18 protein-coding genes are annotated in these 22,414 nt (G+C 73.0%); 6 read left to right on the top strand and 12 right to left on the bottom strand.

Annotation, left to right across the window (positions count from 1 at the left end; translation table 11 throughout):
* Nucleotides 1-114: 114 nt before the first annotated feature.
* Together OG900_28020 and OG900_28015 are read right to left on the bottom strand one after the other, a co-directional pair.
* The gene (locus OG900_28020; GenBank protein ID WUH93577.1) at nucleotides 115-3,432 is read right to left on the bottom strand and encodes a PDZ domain-containing protein; all 3,318 of its coding nucleotides are present in this window, start codon (nucleotides 3,430-3,432) and stop codon (nucleotides 115-117) included.
* A gap of 19 nt (nucleotides 3,433-3,451) precedes the next feature.
* Nucleotides 3,452-3,835, bottom strand: coding sequence for a hypothetical protein (locus OG900_28015; protein WUH93576.1), 384 nt, complete (start codon nucleotides 3,833-3,835; stop codon nucleotides 3,452-3,454).
* A 245-nt stretch (nucleotides 3,836-4,080) separates the two neighbouring features.
* Here OG900_28015 and OG900_28010 point away from each other — a divergent pair, with 245 nt between their 5' ends.
* On the top strand, nucleotides 4,081-4,914 hold the full coding sequence (locus OG900_28010; protein ID WUH93575.1) for an alpha/beta hydrolase: 834 nt from the start codon (nucleotides 4,081-4,083) through the stop codon (nucleotides 4,912-4,914).
* Nucleotides 4,915-5,114: 200 nt separating this feature from the next.
* Here OG900_28010 and OG900_28005 read toward each other — a convergent pair whose 3' ends face one another.
* From OG900_28005 to hrcA, 4 genes are all read right to left on the bottom strand, one after another.
* Nucleotides 5,115-5,858 carry a 16S rRNA (uracil(1498)-N(3))-methyltransferase gene (locus tag OG900_28005; protein ID WUH93574.1) on the bottom strand — a complete coding sequence of 248 codons (744 nt, stop codon included), beginning with the start codon at nucleotides 5,856-5,858 and terminating at the stop codon, nucleotides 5,115-5,117.
* Nucleotides 5,855-6,916, bottom strand: coding sequence for a nitronate monooxygenase (locus OG900_28000; GenBank protein ID WUH93573.1), 1,062 nt, complete (start codon nucleotides 6,914-6,916; stop codon nucleotides 5,855-5,857). Before OG900_28000 ends, OG900_28005 begins: the two co-directional genes overlap by 4 nt.
* A 624-nt stretch (nucleotides 6,917-7,540) precedes the next feature.
* The gene (gene dnaJ / locus OG900_27995) at nucleotides 7,541-8,674 is read right to left on the bottom strand and encodes a molecular chaperone DnaJ (GenBank protein ID WUH93572.1); all 1,134 of its coding nucleotides are present in this window, start codon (nucleotides 8,672-8,674) and stop codon (nucleotides 7,541-7,543) included.
* Nucleotides 8,675-9,691, bottom strand: coding sequence for a heat-inducible transcriptional repressor HrcA (gene hrcA / locus OG900_27990; protein WUH93571.1), 1,017 nt, complete (start codon nucleotides 9,689-9,691; stop codon nucleotides 8,675-8,677).
* A 252-nt stretch (nucleotides 9,692-9,943) separates the two neighbouring features.
* Here hrcA and OG900_27985 point away from each other — a divergent pair, with 252 nt between their 5' ends.
* Both OG900_27985 and OG900_27980 read left to right on the top strand, forming a co-directional pair.
* Nucleotides 9,944-10,615, top strand: coding sequence for an MBL fold metallo-hydrolase (locus OG900_27985; protein ID WUH95957.1), 672 nt, complete (start codon nucleotides 9,944-9,946; stop codon nucleotides 10,613-10,615).
* Nucleotides 10,616-10,685: 70 nt separating this feature from the next.
* Nucleotides 10,686-11,510, top strand: a complete 825-nt coding sequence (locus OG900_27980) for a DUF3097 domain-containing protein (GenBank protein ID WUH93570.1) — start codon at nucleotides 10,686-10,688, stop codon at nucleotides 11,508-11,510.
* A gap of 13 nt (nucleotides 11,511-11,523) precedes the next feature.
* Here the strand turns inward: OG900_27980 and hemW are convergent, their stop codons facing one another.
* The 3 genes from hemW to lepA all read right to left on the bottom strand — a co-directional run bounded on the left by hemW (nucleotide 11,524) and on the right by lepA (nucleotide 16,974).
* On the bottom strand, nucleotides 11,524-12,756 hold the full coding sequence (hemW, locus tag OG900_27975; GenBank protein ID WUH93569.1) for a radical SAM family heme chaperone HemW: 1,233 nt from the start codon (nucleotides 12,754-12,756) through the stop codon (nucleotides 11,524-11,526).
* A 305-nt stretch (nucleotides 12,757-13,061) separates the two neighbouring features.
* Nucleotides 13,062-14,945 (bottom strand): AMP-dependent synthetase/ligase, encoded by a 1,884-nt coding sequence (locus OG900_27970; GenBank protein WUH93568.1) that lies wholly within the window; start codon nucleotides 14,943-14,945, stop codon nucleotides 13,062-13,064.
* 151 nt (nucleotides 14,946-15,096) lie between these two features.
* A complete protein-coding gene (gene lepA / locus OG900_27965) occupies nucleotides 15,097-16,974 on the bottom strand; it encodes a translation elongation factor 4 (GenBank protein ID WUH93567.1) in 1,878 nt (625 codons plus the stop codon).
* 246 nt (nucleotides 16,975-17,220) lie between these two features.
* Here lepA and rpsT point away from each other — a divergent pair, with 246 nt between their 5' ends.
* Nucleotides 17,221-17,487, top strand: coding sequence for a 30S ribosomal protein S20 (gene rpsT / locus OG900_27960; protein WUH93566.1), 267 nt, complete (start codon nucleotides 17,221-17,223; stop codon nucleotides 17,485-17,487).
* 341 nt (nucleotides 17,488-17,828) lie between these two features.
* On the top strand, nucleotides 17,829-18,602 hold the full coding sequence (locus OG900_27955) for a hypothetical protein (GenBank protein WUH93565.1): 774 nt from the start codon (nucleotides 17,829-17,831) through the stop codon (nucleotides 18,600-18,602).
* 42 nt (nucleotides 18,603-18,644) lie between these two features.
* On the opposite strand, the gene holA is transcribed toward OG900_27955, so the two are convergent.
* A complete protein-coding gene (holA, locus tag OG900_27950) occupies nucleotides 18,645-19,631 on the bottom strand; it encodes a DNA polymerase III subunit delta (GenBank protein ID WUH93564.1) in 987 nt (328 codons plus the stop codon).
* A 102-nt stretch (nucleotides 19,632-19,733) separates the two neighbouring features.
* Between holA and OG900_27945 the strand changes: the two genes are divergently transcribed.
* Nucleotides 19,734-19,973 (top strand): hypothetical protein, encoded by a 240-nt coding sequence (locus tag OG900_27945; GenBank protein ID WUH93563.1) that lies wholly within the window; start codon nucleotides 19,734-19,736, stop codon nucleotides 19,971-19,973.
* Nucleotides 19,974-20,491: 518 nt separating this feature from the next.
* Here OG900_27945 and OG900_27940 read toward each other — a convergent pair.
* Nucleotides 20,492-21,754: an MFS transporter gene (locus OG900_27940; protein WUH93562.1), complete on the bottom strand. Its 1,263-nt coding sequence runs from the start codon at nucleotides 21,752-21,754 to the stop codon at nucleotides 20,492-20,494.
* Complete coding sequence (locus tag OG900_27935; protein ID WUH93561.1) at nucleotides 21,751-22,368, bottom strand: helix-turn-helix domain-containing protein; 618 nt, start codon at nucleotides 22,366-22,368, stop codon at nucleotides 21,751-21,753. The genes OG900_27940 and OG900_27935 overlap by 4 nt, the downstream gene beginning before the upstream one ends.
* Nucleotides 22,369-22,414 lie beyond the last annotated feature (46 nt).

Genomic DNA, 22,414 nt, shown 5'->3' with positions numbered 1-22,414 from the left:
GGGCTCCCTTCTCGGGGGCGTACGGGGGCTTCGCATGCTACCGGCCGCCCGCCCGCACCCTCGCAAGGGCGCGGGCGCGGCTCCGGGGCAGCGGCGGCAGGGCGCGGCTCGGTCCTACCGGAGCGGCGGCAGGGACGGCGGCGTCTTGGCGGGGGAGGTCTCCAGGGCGGCCAGTGCCAGCGAGACGGCCTTGTCCAGCTGGGGGTCCTCGCCCGCGGCCCACTGCTGCGGGGCGCAGACCACCTCCACGTCCGGGTCGACGCCGTGGTTCTCCACGTCCCAGCCGTAGCCCTCCAGCCAGAAGGCGAACTTGGGCTGGGTGACCGCGGTGCCGTCGACCAGCTGGTAGCGGCTGTCGATGCCGATCACACCGCCCCAGGTGCGGGTGCCGACGACCGGGCCGATGCCCAGCGCCCGGATCGCCGCATTCACCACGTCGCCGTCGGAGCCGGAGAGCTCGTCGGCCACGGCGACGACCGGCCCGCGCGGGGCGTCCTGCGGGTAGCTGATCGGGTGGCCGCCGCGCGGCAGGTCCCAGCCGACGATCCGGCGGGCCAGCTTCTCCACGACCAGCTGCGAGGTGTGGCCGCCGCGGTTCTCCCGCAGGTCCACCACCAGGCCCTCGCGCGCCACCTCGACCCGCAGGTCGCGGTGCAGCTGCGCCCAGCCGCTGCCGACCATGTCGGGCACGTGCAGATAGCCCAGCCGCCCGCCGGACACCTCGTGCACATGGGCGCGCCGCCCCGCGACCCAGTCGTGGTAGCGCAGCGCCTCCTCGCCGTCGAGCGGCACCGCCACCACATGCCGGACAGGCCCGCCCGACTCGGCGGCCACCGACAGCTCCACCGGCTTGCCCGCGGTGCCGACCAGCAGCGGCCCCGGACCCGCCACCGGGTCCACCGGGCGGCCGTCGACGGCCAGCAGCACATCCCCGGCGCGTACCGCGACACCCGGAGCCGACAGCGGCGAGCGGGCCTGCGGGTCGGAGGACTCGCCGGGCAGCACCCGGTCGACCCGCCAGCGCCCGTCGCCGGTGCGCGACAGGTCCGCGCCGAGCAGCCCCTGCCGGTGCAGCGGGTCGCGGTAGCCGCCGGGCGGCACGACGTAGGCGTGCGAGGTGCCCAGCTCGCCGTGCAGCTCCCACAGCAGGTCGACCAGGTCGTCGTGGGTGGCGATCCGGTCCAGCAGCGGGCGGTAGCGCTCGGCGACGCCGTCCCAGTCCAGGCCGCCCATGTCGGCCCGCCAGAAGTTGTCCCTGGCCAGCCGGTGGGTCTCGGCGAACATCTGCCGCCACTCGTCCTGCGGCTGCACGGTCAGCCGGATCCGCGACAGGTCCACGGTGACCGAGCTGCCGGACTCGTCGTCCGCGTCGGCCTTGCTGTCCGCGGGCACCACCCGCAGCCGGCTGCCGTCGGTCAGCAGCACCTTCGTGCCGTCGCCGGTGACCGCGAAGTCGTCGGCGTCCTCGGCCAGCTCCTCCTTGCGCAGCTGCACCAGGTCGTAGCGTTCGAGCAGGGTGCCGGGCGGCTGCGCCTCCGGCGTGGCAAGGGCCGAGCCGAGCGTGCCGACCAGCGGGTGGCGCAGCCACAGCACACCGCCCTTGGCCGCGCGCAGCCCCGAGTAGCGGCCCGCCTCGACCGGGAAGGGCACGATCCGGTCGGCAAGACCCTCGGCGTCGACCCGGGTGGCGGGGGTGCGCGGCCCTTCGCTCTTCGCGTCGCCGTCGCCCTTGTCGCGGTTCTTGTCCTCCTCGCCCTTCCCGCCGCCGTCCTGCTCGTCCTCGTCCGGCTCGTACGGCCTGCCGTGCCGCTGCGGCCCGAAGGGCGACGGGGTCGTCGCGGCCAGCGTGATCAGGTAGGGGCGGCCCGCGTTGGCGAAGGACAGGTCGAAGACATGCGCGTCGTAGACCGGGTCGAAGGCCCGCTCGGACAGGAACGCCAGATGGCGGCCGTCGGCGGTGAAGGCCGGGGCGTAGTCGTTGAAGCGCAGCGGGGTCGCGTCGGTGACCGCGAGGTCGGCGGTGGCGGCCAGTTTCAGCTGCCGCAGGCTGCCGGGGCCCGGCGCCGACCAGGCCAGCCACGCGGAGTCCGGCGAGAAGGTCAGCCCGGTGGCGTCGCCCGCGTCGCTCGCGGCGACCTCGCGGACCGCGCCGGTCTGCGTCTCCACCAGCAGCACCCGGCCGTCGTGGGAGGCGACCGCGATACGGTGCCCGTCCGGCGACACCTCCATCTCCAGCACCCTGCCGAGCCGCCCGGCCGCCAGCCGCCGCGGCGCGGTGCCGGCCGGCACGCCGACCGCGGGGGCCAGCTCCAGCGCGTCCTCGCCGCCGTCCGCGTCGGTCACCCACACCACGTGCTGCTCGCCGTCCGCGCCGCCGGGCGCGAAGACCCGCGGGAGCCGGGTGCGCACCCCGGGCTGCGCGGCCAGCGCACGGGCCGGGCCGCCGCGGTGGGTGACCCAGTGGGTGGTGCCGCGGACCTCCACCGCGCTGCCCCGCCCGGTGTGGTCGGGGCGGGCGTCCCCGAGGTGGTGGGCGGCGCGCACGGGGTGCGGCTGGAGGTCGGCGCGCTGGCCGCCCAGGGCGATCTCCAGCGGGCGCGGCTCGGCGTCCGCCAGGTCGTCGAGCAGGAACAGCCGCCCGCCCGAGGTCCAGGCCACCCGGACGCCGTCCGTACCCGCCTGCCGGGCGTAGAAACCGTCCAGACCGCTGTGCCTGCGCAGGTCCGTACCGTCGGGGAGGCTGGAGTAGAGCGCGCCGACGCCCTCGTGGTCGGAGAGGAAGGCGATCCGGTCGCCGACCCACATCGGGCACTCGATATTGCCGTCGAGGCCGGTGTGCACCCGGCCGAAGTCGCCGCTGCCGTCCGCGTCGAGCCACAGCTTGCCCGCGGTGCCGCCGCGGTAGCGCTTCCAATACGCCGCCTCGCGCCCCATCGGCACCGACACCAGCAGCACCGCGCCGCCGGGTCCGTACGCCAGGTCGCCCACCGGGCCGTACGGCAGCCTGGCGCCCTGCCCGCCGTCCAGCGGGACCGTGCGCGCCCAGGGGCGGCGCGCGGACACCGCGCCGTGCCCGGTGGTCGCCACCAGCGCGCCGTCCGGCGCCCAGGCGCGCACCGCGGTACGCGCGTCGCCCCAGTACGTCAGCCGCCGCGACGGGCCGCCGTCCAGCGGCGCAACATGCACCTCGGGCGCACCGTCCCTGGTCGACGTCCACGCGACCGTGTCGCCGCCCGGCGCCACCCGCGGCCGCCCGACGGGCATGTTGTCCGCGCTGACCCGCCAGGCCCGGCCGCCGTCCAGCGGCGCGACCCACACGTCGTCCTCCGCGGTGAAGGCGATCACGTCGCCGTGCGGGTGCGGGTGCCTGAGATACGAGGGCTGCGGCGCCTGGCGGTTCGCGCTCGGCTGCTTCGGTGTCGGGTGCGTCACCGGACCAGCCTAACTTCGATCAACTCGAGGCCGGAGACCGCTTTCCGCAGTTCCCGAGCCCCTGGACGTCGAAGACCTGGCGCGAGCCGACCGTCGCGGTCAGACGGCCGCGCACACAGGTGTCGTCCAGCTGCTCGGTCACCCGGCCTTTCACCGAGATCTTCTGCCGGTCCTCCGTACGCCCCAAGCAGTCCACCGACGCCTGCTTCTCGCCCGTCGAGGCGCTGCACGACAGCCACTGCACCTTGACGCCGTCCGCCTTCAGCGCGTGCGTGGCCAACCGGTCCGTCGTCGTCGAGACCGCGCTGCTGCCCAGCCCGTCCGCCGGCTCGCACGCGGCCACCGCCACCGCCGCGGCCGCCAGCAGCGCACCAACCGCCCAATTCCTCCTGGACTTTCCCATTCCCTTACGGTCCTGCGGACCCGCCCGCCGGTCTATCCCCCACACGGCCGATTCGCACCCTTACGGGACGGTCCCGCGTCCGCTGGGGCCCGTCCGACTCCGCCGGCCGACACGTCGGACGGCCAGGGCGGCGCGTCTCACCGCCTGGTGCGGCGTCTCACCCAGTGGTCCGCGCGAGATGCGATCACCGCTGCCGCGGGTTCCGGTGGAAGGGACCTTGCCCGCGTTTTCGTACGGAGGCACCCATGGGCCGCATCACCGTCGGCAGCGAGAACTCGACCACCGTCGAGCTGTACTACGAGGACCACGGCGAAGGGCAGCCCATCGTCCTGATCCACGGCTTCCCCCTCGACGGGGCCTCCTGGGAACGCCAGATCCCCGTCCTGCTCAAGGCCGGCCACCGCGTGATCACCTACGACCGCCGCGGCTTCGGCAAGTCCAGCCGGCCCTCCGCCGGCTACGACTACGACACCTTCGCCGCCGACCTGAAGGTCCTCATGGACACGCTCGACCTGCGCGACACGGTCCTGGCCGGCTTCTCCATGGGCACCGGCGAGGTCACCCGCTACCTCGGCAGCTACGGCTCCGAGCGGGTCGCCAAGGCCGCGCTCTTCGGCCCCGTCCCGCCCTTCCTGCTCCGCACCGACGACAATCCCGACGGCGTCGAGCAGTCCGTCTTCGACGGCATCAAGGAGGCGATCGTCACCGACCGCCCCGCCTTCCTGAAGGCCTTCCTCGACGACTTCAACAACGTCGACAAGCTGGGCGGCGCGCGCATCAGCGAACAGGCCTGGCAGGCGCAGTGGAATGTCGCGGCCGGGGCGTCGCCCATCGCCACGCTCACCTGTGTGACCGCGTGGCTCACCGATTTCCGCCGCGATGTGTCGCGCAATGATGTGCCCACGCTCGTGGTGCAGGGGACGGAGGACCGCATCCTCCCCATCGCCGCCACCGGGCGGCGGCTGCCGGCGCTGCTCAGGGACTGCCGCTTCGTGGAAATCGAAGCGGGCCCGCACAATATCGGCTGGACGCACCCGGACGAGCTGAACTCGGCCTTCACCCAATTCCTGGCGGAATAGCCTCTGGGGGTGCGCCCTTATCCGCGGCGCCGTCGTGGCTTGTCTCGCAGTTCCCCGCGCCCCTGAAAAACGCGTGCCCTCCAGGGGCAAGCGCCTGGGCGCAGGAGGACGCGAGCCCAAAAGGGGCGCGGGGAACTGCGCGACAAGCCCCCACCGGGGGAAGGTCCCGGGGCGGGCGCGGCCGGGAGGGCGGGGGGAGGTCAGGACCAGCGATTCGTGCGGGTGAGGAGGAGGGCGGTGGCGGCCACGCCAGCAGTGGAGGTCCGCAAGACCGTCGGTCCGAGACGATAGGCTCCGGCGCCCGCCTCCGCGAAAGCGGCAAGCTCCTCGGGGGCCACCCCGCCCTCAGGCCCGACGACGAGGACCAGGGATCCGGAGGAAGGCAGCGGGGCCGCAGCCAGGGCCGCGGCGCCCTCTTCGTGCAGGACGCCGGCGAAATCCGCGGCGCCGAGCAGGAGCGCGACCTGGCGGGTCGTCATCAGCTCCCCGACGGAGGGGAACCGCAGGCGCCGCGCCTGCTTGGCCGCCTCACGCGCGGTGGCACGCCACTTCGCCAAGGACTTGGCACCCCGCTCCCCCCGCCACTGCGTGACGCACCGCCCCGCCGCCCACGGCACGATCGCGTCGACCCCGGCCTCCGTCATCGTCTCGACGGCGAGTTCGCCGCGGTCGCCCTTGGGGAGGGCCTGGACGACGGTGATGCGGGGGGAGGGCTCGCCCTCCTCCCGGATGCCGTGGACGTCCACGTCGAGCTCGTCCTTGCCACGGGCGGCCGCCACGACGCCGTGGGCGCCCCGCCCGGCCCCGTCCGTCAGGACGACCTCCTCGCCGGGCTGCAGCCGCCGTACGGACACCGCGTGGCGCCCCTCGGGGCCGCTCAGAGTGATCATGGAGGGCGAGCCGTCCAGCGCGGCGGGCTCGACCAGGAAGACCGGTGCCGTCATCCGCCGACCTCCCGGGCAGCGTGCAGTTCCTCGATGAGCAGCTCCATCAGGTGCCCCGCGGAGACCTCACGGGCCAGCCGGTGGCCCTGTCCGGCCCACAGCGCCATGCCCTGCGGGTCGCCCCCGGCGGCGGCGGCCTTGCGCAGCGGCGCCGTCAGGTGGTGGATCTGCGGGTAGCCGGGCGGCGCGTACGGGCCGTGCTCGCGCACGAAGCGGTTGACCAGCGTGCGGGCCGGGCGCCCGGAGAAGGCCCGGGTCAGCTCGGTACGGGTGAAGACCGGGTCGGTGAGCGCCCGCTTGTGCAGCGGGTCCGCGCCGGACTCGGGACAGACCACGAAGGCCGTACCGAGCTGCGCCGCGTCCGCGCCCGCCGCGAGCACCGCGGCGATCTGCCCGCCGCGCATGAGCCCGCCCGCCGCGACCAGCGGCAACTGCACCTGCTCGCGCACCTGCGGCAGCAGCGCGAGCAGGCCGCTGCCCGCGTTGTCGAGCTGCGGGTCGTCCCGATGGGTGCCCTGGTGGCCGCCGGCCTCCACGCCCTGCACGCACACCGCGTCGGCGCCGGCCCATTGCGCGGCCAGCGCCTCCGGTACCGAGGTCGCGGTGACCACCGTGTACGTACCCGCCTTGCGGAAGGCTTCGAGCACCTTCTGCGACGGGCAGCCGAAGGTGAAGCTCACCATCGGCACGGGGTCTTCCAGCAGGATCGCGACCTTGGCTTCGTACGCGTCGTCCGAGCCGGCGTCCGGGTCGCCGAGCGGCGTCCCGTACCAGGCCTCCTCGCCCGCCAGCTGCTCGGCGTAGACCGCCACGGCGGACGGGTCGGTGGCGCGGGGCTGCGGCATGAACAGATTCACCCCGAAGGGGTGCGTGCTCTGGTCGCGGAGCTGCCGGATCTCCTCGTACATCGCCTCCGGCGTCTTGTACCCGGCGGCCAGGAAGCCCAGCCCGCCGGCCGCCGCGACCGCCGTCGCCAGCCGCGGGTTGGATGCGCCGCCGGCCATCGGGGCCTGCACGATCGGGTACGCCGAGAACGACGTCAGACTAGGCGCGGACATGCGTCTAGCCTGCCATGCGCTCACCGCGCGCCCTCATCCCGCCCCCGGGTCCCCCCGTGTCGGCAGCCACCCCTCCCCTTGCGCGGGGCCGCGTCACTCCTGCGTCGGGGGGTGCCCCTCAGGGGCGCGGGGTACTGCGCGCGCAACCCACCACTCGCCGTCGTGTGGCGACGGACCGCCACCACCCCAGGGGCGCGTGGGGGTACCCCCAGGCGAAGCTCTGGGGGAGAACTGCGCGACCAGCCCCCACCGGGCGCGCGGGTCGTCACCGGCCCGAAGGGGCTGTTGCTGTCGAAGACGGACCACCGGCCGGTGGTCAGCTGAGCGCGCAGTTCCCCGCGCCCCTGTGTGGCACCCCCTTGCCGAAAGGGAGCCGCACCCCCACCGCGCCCGGCGGAGAGGCGCCCCCCTGCGCAAGGGACCCCCAACCGCGGCGCGCGGAAGGGCGCCCTCTGTCGAAGGGGCACCGCACAGCCACCGCAGCCCGCGGAGGGGCGCCGCCTTGCGCAGAGGCACCCGAAAGCCCCGCGCTGGCGGAAGGGCGCCCCCTGCACAAGGGGAACCGCATGGGCGCCGCAGCGCGCGGAAGGGCGCCCCTGGGCGAAGGGTTAGCGCGGCCGCGGGTCAGCGGCCGTTGAAGGCGTCCTTCAGGCGGGAGAAGAGCCCCTGCTGGCCCGGAGCGAACTGCCCCGTGGGGCGTTCTTCGCCGCGGAGCTTCGCCAGGCGGCGCATGAGCTCCTCCTGGTCCGCGTCGAGCTTGTGCGGGGTCACGACCTCGACGTGGACGACGAGGTCGCCGCGGCCGCCGCCGCGCAGGTGGGTGATGCCCCGCTGGTGGAGCGGGATCGACTGGCCGGACTGCGTGCCCGGACGGATGTCGATCTCCTCCAGCCCGTCGAGCGTCTCCAGCGGGCACTTCGTGCCGAGCGCGGCGGCCGTCATCGGGATGGTGACGGTGCAGTGCAGGTCGTCGCCGCGGCGCTGGAAGACCTGGTGCGGGACTTCGCGGATCTCGACGTAGAGGTCGCCCGCGGGGCCGCCGCCGGGGCCGACCTCGCCCTCGCCGGCGAGCTGGATGCGGGTGCCGTTGTCGACGCCCGCGGGGATCTTGACGGTCAGCGTGCGGCGGGACCGCACGCGTCCGTCGCCGGCGCACTCCGGGCAGGGCGTGGGCACGACGGTGCCGAAGCCCTGGCACTGGGGGCAGGGCCTGGAGGTCATGACCTGGCCGAGGAAGGACCTGGTGACCTGGGACACCTCGCCGCGGCCGCGGCACATGTCGCAGGTCTGGGCGGCGGTGCCGGGCGCGGCCCCTTCGCCGTTGCAGGTTCCGCAGGTGACCGCGGTGTCGACCTGGATGTCCTTGGTGGTGCCGAAGGCGGCCTCTTCGAGGTCGATCTCCAGCCGGATCATCGCGTCCTGCCCGCGCCGGGTGCGCGAGCGCGGTCCGCGCTGCTGCGACTGCCCGAAGAAGGCGTCCATGATGTCGCTGAAATTCCCGAAGCCCTGGCCGAAGCCGGCGCCCGCGCCGCCGCCCGCGGCGGACAGCGGGTCGCCGCCGAGGTCGTAGACCTGCTTCTTCTGCGGGTCGGAGAGCACCTCGTAGGCGGCGTTGATCTCCTTGAACCGCTCCTGCGTCTTCGGGTCGGGGTTGACGTCAGGGTGCAGTTCCCGGGCGAGACGGCGGAATGCCTTCTTGATCTCGTCCGGACCTGCGTCGCGGCGTACGCCCAAGACGGCGTAGTAGTCCGTGGCCACTTACGACTCCGCCAGGATCTGTCCGACGTAACGTGCCACTGCGCGTACCGCTCCCATCGTTCCGGGGTAGTCCATGCGGGTCGGTCCGACCACGCCGAGTTTGGCGACTGCCTCGTCGCCCGAACCGTAGCCGACGGCCACCACCGAGGTGGAGTTGAGGCCCTCGTGAAAATTCTCATGCCCGATCCGCACGGTCATGGTGGAGTCCGTGGCCTCGCCGAGCAGTTTGAGGAGGACCATCTGCTCCTCCAGTGCTTCCAGGACGGGTCTGATCGTGAGGGGGAAGTCGTGGTTGAACCTGGTGAGGTTCGCCGCGCCGCCCAGCATGATGCGCTCTTCTGTCTGCTCCACCAGCGTCTCCAGCAGGGTGGCGAGCACCCCGGCGACCGCGGGGCGGTCGTCGGGGTCGAAGCTTTCCGGCAGGTCCTGGACCAGCGGCGGCACGTCGGCGAAGCGGCGGCCGACGACCCGGCTGTTGAGCCGGGCGCGCAGGTCCGCGAGCACTGTCTCGCCGACGGGGGCCTGGCAGTCGATGAGCCGCTGCTCGACCCGTCCGGTGTCGGTGATGAGCACCAGCATGATGCGGGCGGGCGCGAGCGCCAGCAGCTCCACGTGGCGCACCGAGGACCGGGTCAGCGACGGATACTGCACGACGGCGACCTGCCGGGTGAGCTGCGCGAGCAGCCGTACGGTCCTGGTGACGACGTCGTCGAGGTCGACCGCGCCGTCCAGGAAGTTCTGGATGGCCCGGCGCTCGGCGGACGACAGCGGCTTGACGCCGGCCATCTTGTCCACGAAGAGCCGGTAGCCCTTGTCGGTGGGGATACGGCCCGCGCTGGTGTGCGGCTGCGCGATGTAGCCCTCGTCCTCGAGCACGGCCATGTCGTTGCGCACGGTGGCCGGGGACACGCCGAGGGAGTGACGTTCGGTGAGCGCCTTGGAACCGACCGGCTCCTCGGTGCCGACGTAGTCCTGAACGATGGCACGCAGGACTTCGAGTCTGCGTTCGCTCAGCATTCGCGCACCTCCAGCCGTGATGTTCCTGGCCTGGCACTCCGCCGTTTCGAGTGCCAGCTTTCCCGCAGCAAGTGTACGGCGAGGCAGCAAGGGCTCGGCAAGGGTGCGGCACACCGGGTACGGGGAGGCGGCGACGGGTGGCGCGGCGGCGGCGATAGCGTCACCCCCGTGGAATCTGTGGAGAGCACGGAGAATCCGGATACGGGCGGTTCTGTCTGGGAGCAGCTGGCTCCCGGCGTCGCCCGGCGCAGGATGCCCCATCTCGACGTGACGATCGGCCTCGTGGTCGGCTCCGAAGGCGTCCTGCTGGTGGACACGGCCTCGACGGTGCGGGAGGGCGAGGAGCTGCGCGGCCAGGTCGAGGCGCTGACCGGGCGCGCGGTCACGCACGTCGTGCTCACCCACGGCCACTTCGACCATGTCTTCGGCACCGCTGCCTTTCCCGGCGCCGAGGTGTACGGGGAGCGCGCGCTCGACGGCTATCTGCGCCGGGAGCGGGACGCGCTGCGGGAGGCCGCCGTCAGGTACGGCACGGACTCCGCCGAGGCCGAGCGGGCGGCGCGGGAGCTGGTGCTGCCGACCCGGCAGGTGGCCGGTGAGGCGGACGTCGACCTGGGCGAGCGGCGGGTGCGGCTGGTGCACCCCGGCACCGGGCACACCGACCACGACCTCGTGGTGGTCGTGCCGGGCGCCACCGCGAGCGACCCGACGGTGGTCTTCTGCGGCGACCTGGTCGAGGAGTCCGGCGAGCCGCAGGCGGGCGACGACGCGGACCCGGCGCACTGGCCGGGCACCGTGGACGCGCTGCTCGCCCTCGGCGGCGAGACGGGCCGCTACGTGCCCGGACACGGCGCCGTGGTCGACGCGCGTTTCCTGCGCGCGCAGCGGGACGCGCTGGCGGAGCGCTTCGGGACCGCGTCCTGAGCCCCGCGGGCGGCTGCTTCCCGCCGCGCGTCCTGGGCCCGGCAAGGGGCGGCTGGCTACGATCGCCCTCATGCGCAGCAGGAGTTACGACCCGGACCTGACCCCGCCGTGGAAGAAGAGCGGCCCGGCGCCCGAGGTGGCGGCCGAGGCCGACCTGGTGGTCGAGGAGGCCGCGACGGGCTTCTGCGGGGCGGTGGTGCGCTGCGAGAAGACCGCGGAGGGGCTCACGGTCACCCTGGAGGACCGGTTCGGCAAGCACCGGGTCTTCCCGATGGCGCCCCGCGGCTTCCTGATCGACGGCCGTACGGTCACGCTGGTACGCCCGCAGGGCGCGCCCGCGCCGCGGGGGCCGCTGCTGTCCGCGTCGGGGTCGGTCGCGGTGCCCGGCGTGAAGGCGCGGGTGGCGCGGGCCGGGCGGATCTACGTCGAGGGGCGGCACGACGCCGAGCTGGTCGAGCGGGTGTGGGGCCACGACCTGCGGGTCGAGGGCGTGGTCGTGGAGTACCTGGAGGGCGTCGACGACCTGCCGGGGATCGTGGCGGACTTCGGCCCGGCCCCCGACGCCCGGCTCGGCGTGCTGGTCGACCACCTGGTGCCCGGCTCGAAGGAGTCGCGTATCGCCGCGTCGGTGGGCGGCTCGGACGTGCTGGTCGTCGGGCACCCGTACATCGACGTGTGGGAGGCGGTGAAGCCCGCCTCCGTGGGCATCGCCGCCTGGCCGCGGGTGCCGCGCGGCGAGGACTGGAAGACGGGGGTGTGCCGGGCGCTGGGCTGGGACATGTCCACGGGCGAGGCCTGGCAGCGCATCCTGGCGTCGGTGCGGACGTACAAGGACCTGCAGCCCGAGCTGCTGGGCTCGGTGGAGCACCTGATCGACTTCGTGACGGCGCCCTGAGCGGACGCGGCCGTCAGTCGGTGAGGTCGCGCACCACGGCGTCGGCCAGCAGCCGCCCTCGCCGGGTCAGCACGGCACGCCCGGCCGCATGGGCGTCCGGCTCCAGCAGGCCGTCGCCGACCGCGCGGGCCGCGGCCTTCGCACCCGCCTCGGTCAGCAGGTCCAGCGGGCAGCCCGCCGACAGCCGCAGCTCCAGCAGGATCCGCTCGACCCTGCGGTCCTCCGCGCCGAGCACCTCCCGCCCCGCACCGGGGCTGCGGGACTCCGCGAGGGCCTGCGCATAGGCGCCGGGGTGCTTCACGTTCCACCAGCGCACCCCGCCGACGTGGCTGTGCGCGCCGGGTCCTGCGCCCCACCAGTCGGCGCCGGTCCAATACAGCTCGTTGTGGCGACACCTGGCCGCCTCTGTGGTGGCCCAGTTGGAGACCTCGTACCAGCCGAATCCGGCCGCGGCGAGCCGCTCGTCGGCGATGAGGTAGCGGTCGGCGTGCTCGTCGTCGTCGGTCATCGGCACCTCGCCGCGGCGGATGCGCCGCGCCAGCTGCGTGCCCTCCTCCACGATCAGCGCGTAGGCCGACACATGGTCGGGCCCCGCGCCTATCGCCGCGTCGAGCGACGCGCGCCAGTCGTCGTCGGACTCGCCCGGGGTGCCGTAGATCAGGTCGAGGTTGACGTGCTCGAAGCCCGCGGCACGCGCTTCCGCGACGCATGCCTCGGGGCGCCCCGGGGTATGGGTGCGGTCCAGGATCCGCAGCACATGCTGCCGGGCGCTCTGCATGCCGAAGGACATCCGGGTGAAGCCGCCGTCCCGCAGCTCGGCGAGATACGCCGGGTCGACGGACTCCGGATTGGCCTCCGTGGTGATCTCGGCGTCCGCCGCGAGCCCGAACTCGTCCCGGATCGCACCGAGCATCCGCACCAGGTCGGCGGCGGGCAGCAGGGTCGGTGTGCCGCCGCCGACGAAGACCGTCGCGGCCTGCCGCGGGTCGTCCCCGAGCACCTTCCTGGCCAGCCGGATCTCGTCGATCAGGACGTCGGCGTAGTTGTCGCGGGACGCGAGCGCGCCACCGGAGCCGCGCAGCTCGCTCGCGGTGTAGGTGTTGAAGTCGCAGTAGCCGCAGCGGGTGGCGCAGTAGGGCACGTGCAGGTAGAAGCCGAGCGGCCGCCCCGCGGCGCCGCCCAGCGCCTGCGGCGGCAGGGCGCCGTCTTGCGGCACGGCTTCGCCCTCGGGCAGTACGGATGGCATGCCCCCAGTATCCGCCACTCCCCGCGGGGTGCTGTTACGGACTCCACGGTGCCGCCGCGTGGGGGCTTGCCTCGCCGTTCCCCGCGCCCCTGAAAACCAGGCGCGAACGCCGGGCGCAGGAAGACGCAGGCCGAAAGGGGCGCGGGGAACTGCGCGACCAGCCACGACGGCGGCCGCAGCCGAGCAACGCACCGCAAGAGGCCGCCCCCCCAGGGGGGCGGGGAACTGCGCGACCAGCCCCCACTGGGCCGCAGGCAGCAACGCCACCGCAGGGGGTGCGGCACCCCGTAGGGGTGGGGAAGGCGTCAGGCCTCCCGGGAGCCGACGTACATCTCCTCGATCAACCCCGCGAATTCCCGCTCCACAACGGGCCGCTTCAGCTTCAGGCTCGGCGTGAGGTCGCCGTGTTCGATGTCGAGGTCGCGGGGCAGGATGCGGAACTGGCGGATCTGCTGCCAGCGCTGAAGGCCCTCGTTGACGCGCTGGACGTATCCGTCGATGAGCTCGCGGACCTCGTCCGTGGCGACGACCTCGGCGTACGGCCGGCCTTCGAGGCCGTGCTCGGCCGCCCAGCCGATGATGGTGGGCTCGTCGAGGGCGAGCAGCGCCGTGCAGAAGTTGCGTCCGCCGCCGACGACCAGGACGTTGCTGACGAAGGGGCACACCGCCTTGAACTGCCCCTCGACCTCGGCGGGGGCGATGTATTTGCCGCCCGAGGTCTTGATGAGGTCCTTCTTGCGGTCGGTGATCTTCAGGAATCCGTCGGGGGACAGTTCCCCGATGTCCCCGGTGTGGAACCATCCGTCCGATTCGAGGACTTCCGCGGTCTTCTCGGGCAGGCCGTGGTAACCCTGCATGATGCCGGGGCCGCGCAGCAGGATCTCGCCGTCCTCGGCGATGCGGACCTCCAGGCCCGGCAGGGCCTTGCCGACGGTGCCGGTGCGGTAGTTCTCGCCGGGGTTGACGAAGCTGGCGGCGCTGGACTCGGTGAGGCCGTAGCCCTCCAGGATGTGGATGCCGGCGCCGGCGAAGAAGTAGCCGATGTCCGGGGCGAGCGCGGCGGACCCGGACACGCAGGCCCGCAGCCGGCCGCCGAAGGCCTCCCGCAGCTTGGAGTAGACGAGCTTGTCGGCCAGCGCGTGCTTGGTGCGCAGCCCCATCGGCGCCGAGGGCGTCCCGGTGAGGCGCATGCTGTTCTGCGTGGTCTTCGCATAGTCGCGGGCGACGCCCGCGGCCCACTGGAAGATCCGGTATTTGGCGGCGCCGCCCGCGCGGGCGCGGCCCGCGACACCGTTGTAGACCTTCTCGAAGATGCGCGGGACCGCCGCCATGTATGTCGGCTGGACGACCGGCAGGTTCTCGATGATCTTGTCGACGCGGCCGTCGACGGCGGTGATGTGCCCGACGGAGATCTGCCCGGCGGTCAGCACCTTGCCGAAGACGTGCGCCAGCGGCAGCCACAGGTACTGCACGTCCTCGGGCTCCAGCAGGTCGATCGCCTGGATGGCCCGCGCCATGTACGACCAGCAGTCGTGCGGCAGGCGGACGCCCTTGGGGCGTCCCGTGGTGCCCGAGGTGTAGATCAGCGTGGCGAGCTGGTCCTTGGTGATCGCCGCGACCGCGTTGGTGACGGCGGCGGGGTGCTGGGCCAGATAGGCCTCGCCGCGCTTCTCCAGTTCGGCGAGTGACAGCACCCAGCCGTCGCCCGCCTCGTCGAGGGCGCCCTCGGGGTCGATGACGACCACGTGCTCGAGCTCGGGCAGCTCGGCCCTGCGCTGCCTGGCCTTGTCGAGCTGGGCGGCGTCCTCGGCGATCAGCACGCGGCTGCCGGAGTCGGCGAGGATGAACGCGGTCTCCTCGGCATTGGTGCTCGGGTAGACCGTGGTGGTGGCCGCGCCGGCGCACAGGATGCCGAGGTCGGCGAGGATCCACTCGACCCGGGTGTTGGAGGCGATGGCGACGCGCTCCTCGGGGCGTACGCCCAGCTCCATCAGGCCGGCGGCGATCGCGTAGACCCGGCGGGAGGACTCGCCCCAGGTGAGCGACCTCCACTCGTCGGGGCCCTCGCCGCTCTCCGGCGGCACCGGGTAGCGGTAGGCCTCCGCGTCCGGCGTGGCCGCCACCCGGTCCAGGAAGAGCGTCGCCACGGAGGGCGGCCGATTCTCTAGCAACGTCTGTGTGTCGGTCACCGCAACCTCCGGGCACGCGCGGGCGTTCTTAACTCACCAGTAACCTATCCGTCGGATCAGAGTAGAGGGCCGACGGGCGACGCGTAAGAGGGTGAGGCCAGCGCGTCGCGCGCTCCCCCGGGCCGTCGCCTGGGGGTTCGCGCCCGCCGCCCTACTTCTTCGCCTTGGACTCGCCGTCGGAGTCGGTGGACAGCACCGCGATGAAGGCCTCCTGCGGGACCTCCACGCTGCCGACCATCTTCATCCGCTTCTTGCCCTCCTTCTGCTTCTCCAGCAGCTTGCGCTTCCGCGAGATGTCACCGCCGTAGCACTTGGCGAGCACGTCCTTGCGGATGGCGCGCACCGTCTCGCGGGCGATCACCCGGGCGCCGATGGCGGCCTGGATCGGCACCTCGAAATTCTGCCGCGGGATCAGCTCGCGCAGCTTGGCGACCAGCCGGACGCCGTACGCGTACGCCTTCTCCTTGTGGGTGATCGCCGAGAAGGCGTCCACCTTGTCGCCGTGCAGCAGGATGTCGACCTTGACCAGGTCGGCGCTCTGCTCGCCGGTGGGCTCGTAGTCCAGCGACGCGTAGCCGCGGGTCTTGGACTTGAGGTTGTCGAAGAAGTCGAAGACGATCTCGGCCAGCGGCAGCGTGTAGCGGATCTCGACCCGGTCCTCGGACAGGTAGTCCATGCCGAGCAGCGAGCCGCGCCGGTTCTGGCACAGCTCCATGATCGCGCCGATGAACTCGGTCGGGGCCAGCACCGTGGCCCTTACCACCGGCTCGTAGACCTCGGAGATCTTGCCCTCGGGGAATTCACTCGGATTGGTGACGACGTGCTCGGCGCCGTCCTCCATGAGCACCCGGTAGACGACGTTGGGCGCCGTCGCGATCAGGTCGAGGCCGAACTCGCGCTCCAGGCGCTCGCGGACCACGTCCAGGTGCAGCAGGCCGAGGAAGCCGACGCGGAAACCGAATCCGAGCGCCGCGGACGTCTCCGGCTCGTAGACCAGCGCCGCGTCGTTGAGCTGCAGCTTGTCGAGGGCCTCACGCAGCTCCGGGTAGTCGGAGCCGTCCAGCGGGTAGAGGCCGGAGAAGACCATCGGCTTGGGGTCCTTGTAGCCGCCCAGCGCCACGGTGGCACCGGCGCTCTGGGTGGTGATGGTGTCACCGACCTTGGACTGCCGCACGTCCTTCACACCGGTGATCAGATAGCCGACCTCGCCGACGCCGAGCCCGTCCGCGGGCAGCATCTCCGGCGAGTTGGTGCCGATCTCCAGCAGCTCGTGCGTGGCGCCGGTGGACATCATCCGGATCCGCTCGCGCTTGGTGAGCTGCCCGTCGATGACCCTGACGTAGGTGACCACACCGCGGTAGGAGTCGTAGACCGAGTCGAAGATCATCGCGCGGGCGGGCGCGTCCGCGACGCCGACAGGGGCGGGGACGTCCCTGACCACCCTGTTCAGCAGCGCGTCCACGCCGACACCGGTCTTCGCCGAGACCCGCAGCACGTCGGCGGGGTCGCAGCCGATGAGGTTGGCCAGCTCCTCGGAGAACTTCTCCGGCTGGGCGGCCGGCAGGTCGATCTTGTTCAGCACCGGGATGATGGTGAGGTCGTTCTCCATCGCCAGGTAGAGGTTCGCCAGCGTCTGCGCCTCGATGCCCTGCGCCGCGTCCACCAGGAGGACGGTGCCCTCGCAGGCGGCGAGCGAGCGGGACACCTCGTAGGTGAAGTCGACGTGACCGGGGGTGTCGATCATGTTCAGGATGTGCGTGCCGCCGGCGCTGTCGGTGGGCTGCCAGGGCAGCCGCACGGCCTGCGACTTGATGGTGATGCCGCGCTCACGCTCGATGTCCATCCGGTCGAGGTACTGAGCGCGCATCTGCCGCGCGTCGACGACCCCGGTGAGCTGGAGCATCCGGTCGGCGAGCGTCGACTTGCCGTGGTCGATGTGCGCGATGATGCAGAAGTTGCGGATCAGCGCCGGGTCGGTACGGCTCGGCTCCGGCACATGGGCCGGCACGGAAGAAGGGGTCGCGGGCACGCAGGGTCCATTTTCTCGAGACGCTCACCACCGCGCTCGGCGCGGGACTCGGTCTCTGCTGGCTGGGCGGATCGATACGTAGCCTCCATCGTCCCACGGCCGGCGGCCGCCGTGCGGTTTGGGAGCGTCCCGGCGCTGCTGGTAACCTGGGGCGCTGTGCCTCGTGACCCCCATCGGCCGCAAGCCGCTGGACCACGGATCCGGGGCGCTGATCCTTTCGGTAAACGAACCTGAGAAGGCTCTTTCGTGGCGAACATCAAGTCCCAGATCAAGCGCAACAAGACCAACGAGAAGGCGCGGCTGCGCAACAAGGCGGTCAAGTCCGAGCTCAAGACCGCGGTCCGCCGCACCCGTGAGGCCGTCGTGGCCGGCGACGCCGCCAAGGCCGAGGCCGCCGCGCGTGCCGCGTCCAAGAAGCTCGACAAGGCCGTGAGCAAGGGCGTCATCCACAAGAACCAGGCCGCCAACAAGAAGTCGGCCATCGCGCAGTCGGTCGCCACGCTCCAGGGCTGATCACCCAGGGTCCGCCGGCAAGGCGGGCAACCGGACTCAGCGGCCCCTCTACCGCCCGGACCCGCACCGCCCAAGACCCGCGCCGCACGCGGACGTTCGCCACGTGCCTGCGGCGCATCGATACGCCTCACTGCCCGCCCGGGGATTCCCGGGCGGGCAGTGCTTTTGCCGGTACTTTTGACGGACGGCGTCGATATCCTCACTTTATGTCGATGCCGCCGCCTGACCAGCCGGGCTCAAATCCGTACCTGAACCCCCAGCCGTCCGGGCCTCCCGGACCGCCCGGACCTCCGCCCGGCCAGATACCCGGCCAGCCGCCGGCCGGCGGCTTCGGTGCGCCGGTGCCCCCGCAGCACAACCCGTACGCGCAGGCCCCGGGCGCCTACGGCTCCCCCCAGCCGGCCTACTACGGTCCCCCGCAGCAGCCGGGCGCCCTTCCCCCGGGCGGCTCCCGCGGCGGGGCGGGCAAGGCGGTGCTGTGGGCGGTGGTCGGAGCCGTCGTGGCGTCCGCGGCCTGGGGCGGCGGGGTGCTGCTGCTCGGCAAGGACTCCGGCAAGGCCGACCTGCGCGGCTACTCGTCCAAGAAGAACCTGTGCGACACCGCGGACCTGAGCGCCTTCAGAACCGAGTACCCGAAGCCGGACTCGGACCCGACCGCGTACACCAGCGACCGGCCCGCCCTGACGCAGATGTCCTGCAGCGAGAGCCTCGACAAGGAGGCCTCGGCCACGGACTCGTACGACTACGCCTATGTGTCGATCGAGGCCGACCTGCACCGCAAGACCGACCCGAGCCGGGAGTTCGCCGACTACTGGAAGAGCTTCGAGGACCACGGCTCAGACCCGACCGACAAATACAAGGTCACGGCGGTGGACGGCTTCGGGGACGAGGCCTACCTGGTCACGCAGGACACCGTCACCACCGGCTCCGACGGTGACGAGAGCGGCAGCCGCGAGTCGGTGCTCGCCGTACGCGACGGGTGGATGACCTTCACCCTGTCCTGGAACGGCTACGCCTCGACGCTCGACAAGGGCAGCGACAAGGTCGCCACGCTCGACCAGGCGACCGAGTGGGTCAAGACGGCCACCAAGGCGACCATGGCCAAGCTCAAGTAGCCCTGCGGGCCCGGAGCGCCGCCCCTCGTGGGCGGCGCGCGGTCAGCCGCGGGTGCGGGACGCGCGGGAGATGGTGACCACGGCCTTCTCCAGGGCGTAGGCCGGGTCCGCGGCGCCGCCCTTGACGGCCGCGTCGGCCTCCGCGACCGCGCGCAGCGCGACCGAGACGCCCTCCGCGCTCCAGCCGCGGATCTGCTGCCGCACCCGGTCGATCTTCCACGGCGGCATGCCGAGATCCCGGGCCAGCTGGCCCGGGTTGGCTCCGCGCGGGGCCGACGCGAGCTTGCCGATCGCGCGGACGCCCGAGGCCAGCGCGAAGGTGATGCCGGGCAGCGGCTGCCCGACCGACAGCGCCCAGCGCAGCCGCTCCAGCGCCTCGGCCGTCCGCCCGGTCACCGCGAGGTCGGCCACCTCGAAGCCCGTCGCCTCGGCACGTCCCGTGTAGTAGAGCGCGACCACCGCCACGTCGACCGTGCCCTCGGTGTCCGCGACCAGCTGCGCGCACGCGCTGGCCAGCTCCCTCAGGTCGCTGCCGATCGCGTCGACCAGCGCCTGCGCCGCCTCGGGTGTCACGGACCTGCCGAGCGTACGGAACTCGCTCCGCACGAAGGCCAGCCGGTCGGCGGGCTTGGTCATCTTCGGGCACGCCACCTCGCGCGCCCCCGCCTTGCGTGCCGCGTCCAGCAGCGCCTTGCCCTTGGCGCCGCCGGCATGCAGCAGGACCAAGGTGATCTCCTCCGCCGGCGCGGCCAGATACGCCTTGACGTCCTTGACCGTCTCGGCCGACAGGTCCTGCGCATTGCGCACGACGACGACCTTGCGCTCGGCGAAGAGCGACGGGCTGGTCAGCTCGGCCAGCGTCCCCGGCTGCAGCGCCTCCGGCGCCAGGTCCCGCACATCGGTGTCCGCGTCCACCGCCCGCGCGGCCACCACCACCTCCCGCACGGCGCGGTCGAGCAGCAGGTCCTCCTGCCCCACGGCCAGCGTGAGCGCAGCGAGCGGGTCGTCTTGAGCGGTCTTCCTTGCCATCGCGCCCCAGCATCCCACGCCCCTGTGACATCCCGGCCCCCGATGCCCGGCCGCGTGACGCCCGGACCCGCGGGTCCCGCTCCCCCACGGCACAATGTCCCGGTGACCGATGTACGCCATGTCCTGGTGCTCCCCGACCGCGATGCCGCCGAGGAGGTCGCCGCCGACCTCGCCGAGCGCTTCTCCCTCCCGGAGGAGCCCCGGCTGGTACGTGACGCGCTCGCCGGCGAGGACGACGCGGAGGACGCGCAGTGGCTGGTCGTCGTCGAGGACCCCGGGGCCCGGCTCGACACGGCGGGGCTCGACGCGCTCGCGGCGGCGCATGACGGCTGGCTGGAATAGCCCCTCCCCGGGGCCTACCGGGCGCCGGCCGGGACGGCGGCGGCGCCGAGCACACCGCCGACCGCGTACGACGCCACCAGCAGGGCGAAGCCGAGCGCGCCGAGCCCAGGACGCGGCCCGCGCACAGCGGCACCGTGGCGGCTCCCGTGCCCACCGCCACGGCCAGCGCCCCGCCGACGCCCGCGCGCACCGCGTCCACGACCCACAGCATCCGGCGCCGGTCCAGCCGGTCGGCCAGCGCACCTGCCGTCAGCCCGAGCAGCAGCCACGGCAGTTGCCCGGCCGGCGACACCGCTGCGACCTGCCGCGCGTCGCCGGTCAGGCGCGTCGCCAGCAGCGGGGGGCGACGAAGCGGGTGCCGTCGCCGAGGGAGGAGACGGTGACCGCCGCGTGCCCCCGGCGGCCCTGGCCCGGCCGAGCCGCTCCCGGCCGCGCGCGGGGGCGCGCCGGCTGCTGCTCACACCGATCTTCCTCCCTGGGCCTGGCCGTTGTGCCGCGTCTGCGCCGGGCGGGTGCCGCTACGGCGGTGTGGGGAGGTCGCGGGTGTGCGGGATGGGGGAAGGCAGGAGCCACAGGACGCCGAGGGTGGCGGCGAGGGTGACCGTCCACAGGGCCGGGCGGAGGCCGATCGTGGAGCCGAGGAAGCCGCCCGCGAGGGCGCCGAGAGGGCGGACGCCGTAGTTGACGGTGCGGAAGGCGCCGGAGACACGGGCGCGCAGGGCGTTGGGGATGACGGCTGCCTGGAGGGAGCCGGCGGCTATGTCGAGCAGCATCACGCCCAGGCCTGAGGCGAATTCCGCGCAGAAGAAGGCGGTCAGGACCAGCGGGGTCGGGCCGCCGGCCAGCGGGACGAGGACGAGGGGGGCCGGGAAGGCGAAGGCGCCGAGCGTGATCGCGGGGCCGACGCCCATCGCGCGGACTATCCGGCCGCTGACCACGGCGCCCAGCAGGCTGCCGAAGGCGCCCGCGCCGATGACCACGCCCAGCGTCCCCGCGCTGAGGCCGAGTCCGTCGACCGAGTAGAGGACCAGCAGGGTGTTGAAGGCGAAGGTGAAGAAGTTGATGGTCGCGACGCAGGCGAGCATCGGCCGCAGCAACGGGGCGTGCAGCAGGAAGCGCAGACCCGCCGTCAGCTGCCCCTTGCCGCGCTCGGCGGCGGGTGGTTCGACCGGGGCTATCCGGGCCAGCTGCCAGGCCGAGGCCAGGTAGGACCCGGCGTCGGCGAGCAGCGCGAGGGGCGCGGCGAGCACCTGGACGAGCAGGCCGCCGGCGCTGGGCCCGGCCACGAAGGAGAAGGCGCGGCTGCCGCTGGTCAGCGAATTGCCCGCCACGTACTGCTCAGGGGGGACCAGCGACACGAACAGCGTGGCATTGCACACGTCGAAGACGACCGCGAGGGTGCCGACCGCGAAGACGACGACGCAGAGCTGGGCGAAGGTGAGCACCCCGAAGGCGTAGCCGAGCGGCAGCGAGGCCGTCAGCGCGGCGCGGGCCAGGTCCGCGGCGATCATCGTCTGCCTGCGGCGCCCGCGCCGGTCCGCCCACGCCCCGGCGGGAAGCGAGAACAGGAGCGCGGGCAGCAGCCCGGCGAAGCGCAGCCAGCCCATCCCCGTGGGGCCGACGTGCAGCACGAAGACGGCTGCCAGCGGGACCGCGAGGTAGCTGACCTCGTCGCCGAAGAGCGAGACCGTCTGCCCGGTCCAGTAGCGGCGGAACTGCCGTTCGCGCAGCAGCTCGGGGGTGTGGGCGGCGAGCCCGCGCACCGCGGTGGCCGTGCTCACGGCTCCTCCCCCGGGCGGTCCGTGTCCGCGGCCCGGTCCGGGGCGACATAGGCCACCTGGAGATAGGAGACCCGGCGGGCGCCCTCCGGCCGCAGCTCCGGGTCGTAGGCCCGGTCTGCGTACTCCTCGACCATCGCGTCGAACCGCTCGCCCAGCGCGGTCAGTTCCTCCGGCGTGAGGTAGAGCATCACGTCGGTGTGGCGCTCGGCGCGCTGCCACTTCTCGGGCAGGCTGTGCCGGGTCTCCAGGGCCCGCATCATGCGGTGGAAATGGTTCTCGGCGACCGCCGCGTTCAGCGCCTCGGCCGCGGAGGCGACGGCGGGGTCCGGCGAGTAGTTCGGCCAGTCCGTGTACGCGGCGGTGGCCCGCCACGGCTTCTCCCGGCCCGGACCGCCCGGGTCCGCCTCCTCGACCAGGCCGTACTTGGCCAGTATCCGCAGGTGGTACGAGCAGCTCGCGACGGACTCGCCAGTCAGTTCCGCGGCCCGGGTCGCGGTGAAGGGCCCTTCCATGCGGAGCAGGCCGACCAGGGTCATCCGGGTGGGATGGGCGTAGGCGCGCAGGGCGCGCGGGTCGGTGAGGCTTACCTGCTGTTCCCATGGCTTCTCCGTCATGTTCCTAAAGCTAGCTTTCTAAAGGATTCTTTACAATGGTCTCTTT

The sequence above is a fragment of the Streptomyces sp. NBC_00433 genome (genome assembly GCA_036015235.1).
Classification (GTDB): Bacteria; Actinomycetota; Actinomycetes; order Streptomycetales; family Streptomycetaceae; genus Actinacidiphila.
Note: the sequence above shows the minus strand (reverse complement) of the source record. Positions and strands in the feature narration are given on the sequence as shown.

Excerpts from the sequence above, each read along its gene's own strand:
- OG900_28000 (WUH93573.1), bottom strand. The coding sequence starts at position 6,916 with ATGTCCGCGCCTAGTCTGACGTCGTTCTCGGCGTACCCGATCGTGCAG.
- holA (WUH93564.1), bottom strand. The coding sequence starts at position 19,631 with ATGGCAAGGAAGACCGCTCAAGACGACCCGCTCGCTGCGCTCACGCTG.
- OG900_27980 (WUH93570.1), top strand. The coding sequence starts at position 10,686 with ATGCGCAGCAGGAGTTACGACCCGGACCTGACCCCGCCGTGGAAGAAG.
- OG900_28010 (WUH93575.1), top strand. The coding sequence starts at position 4,081 with ATGGGCCGCATCACCGTCGGCAGCGAGAACTCGACCACCGTCGAGCTG.
- hemW (WUH93569.1), bottom strand. The coding sequence starts at position 12,756 with ATGCCATCCGTACTGCCCGAGGGCGAAGCCGTGCCGCAAGACGGCGCC.
- OG900_27985 (WUH95957.1), top strand. The coding sequence starts at position 9,944 with ATGCCCCATCTCGACGTGACGATCGGCCTCGTGGTCGGCTCCGAAGGC.
- OG900_27935 (WUH93561.1), bottom strand. The coding sequence starts at position 22,368 with ATGACGGAGAAGCCATGGGAACAGCAGGTAAGCCTCACCGACCCGCGC.
- OG900_28005 (WUH93574.1), bottom strand. The coding sequence starts at position 5,858 with ATGACGGCACCGGTCTTCCTGGTCGAGCCCGCCGCGCTGGACGGCTCG.
- OG900_28015 (WUH93576.1), bottom strand. The coding sequence starts at position 3,835 with ATGGGAAAGTCCAGGAGGAATTGGGCGGTTGGTGCGCTGCTGGCGGCC.
- hrcA (WUH93571.1), bottom strand. The coding sequence starts at position 9,691 with ATGCTGAGCGAACGCAGACTCGAAGTCCTGCGTGCCATCGTTCAGGAC.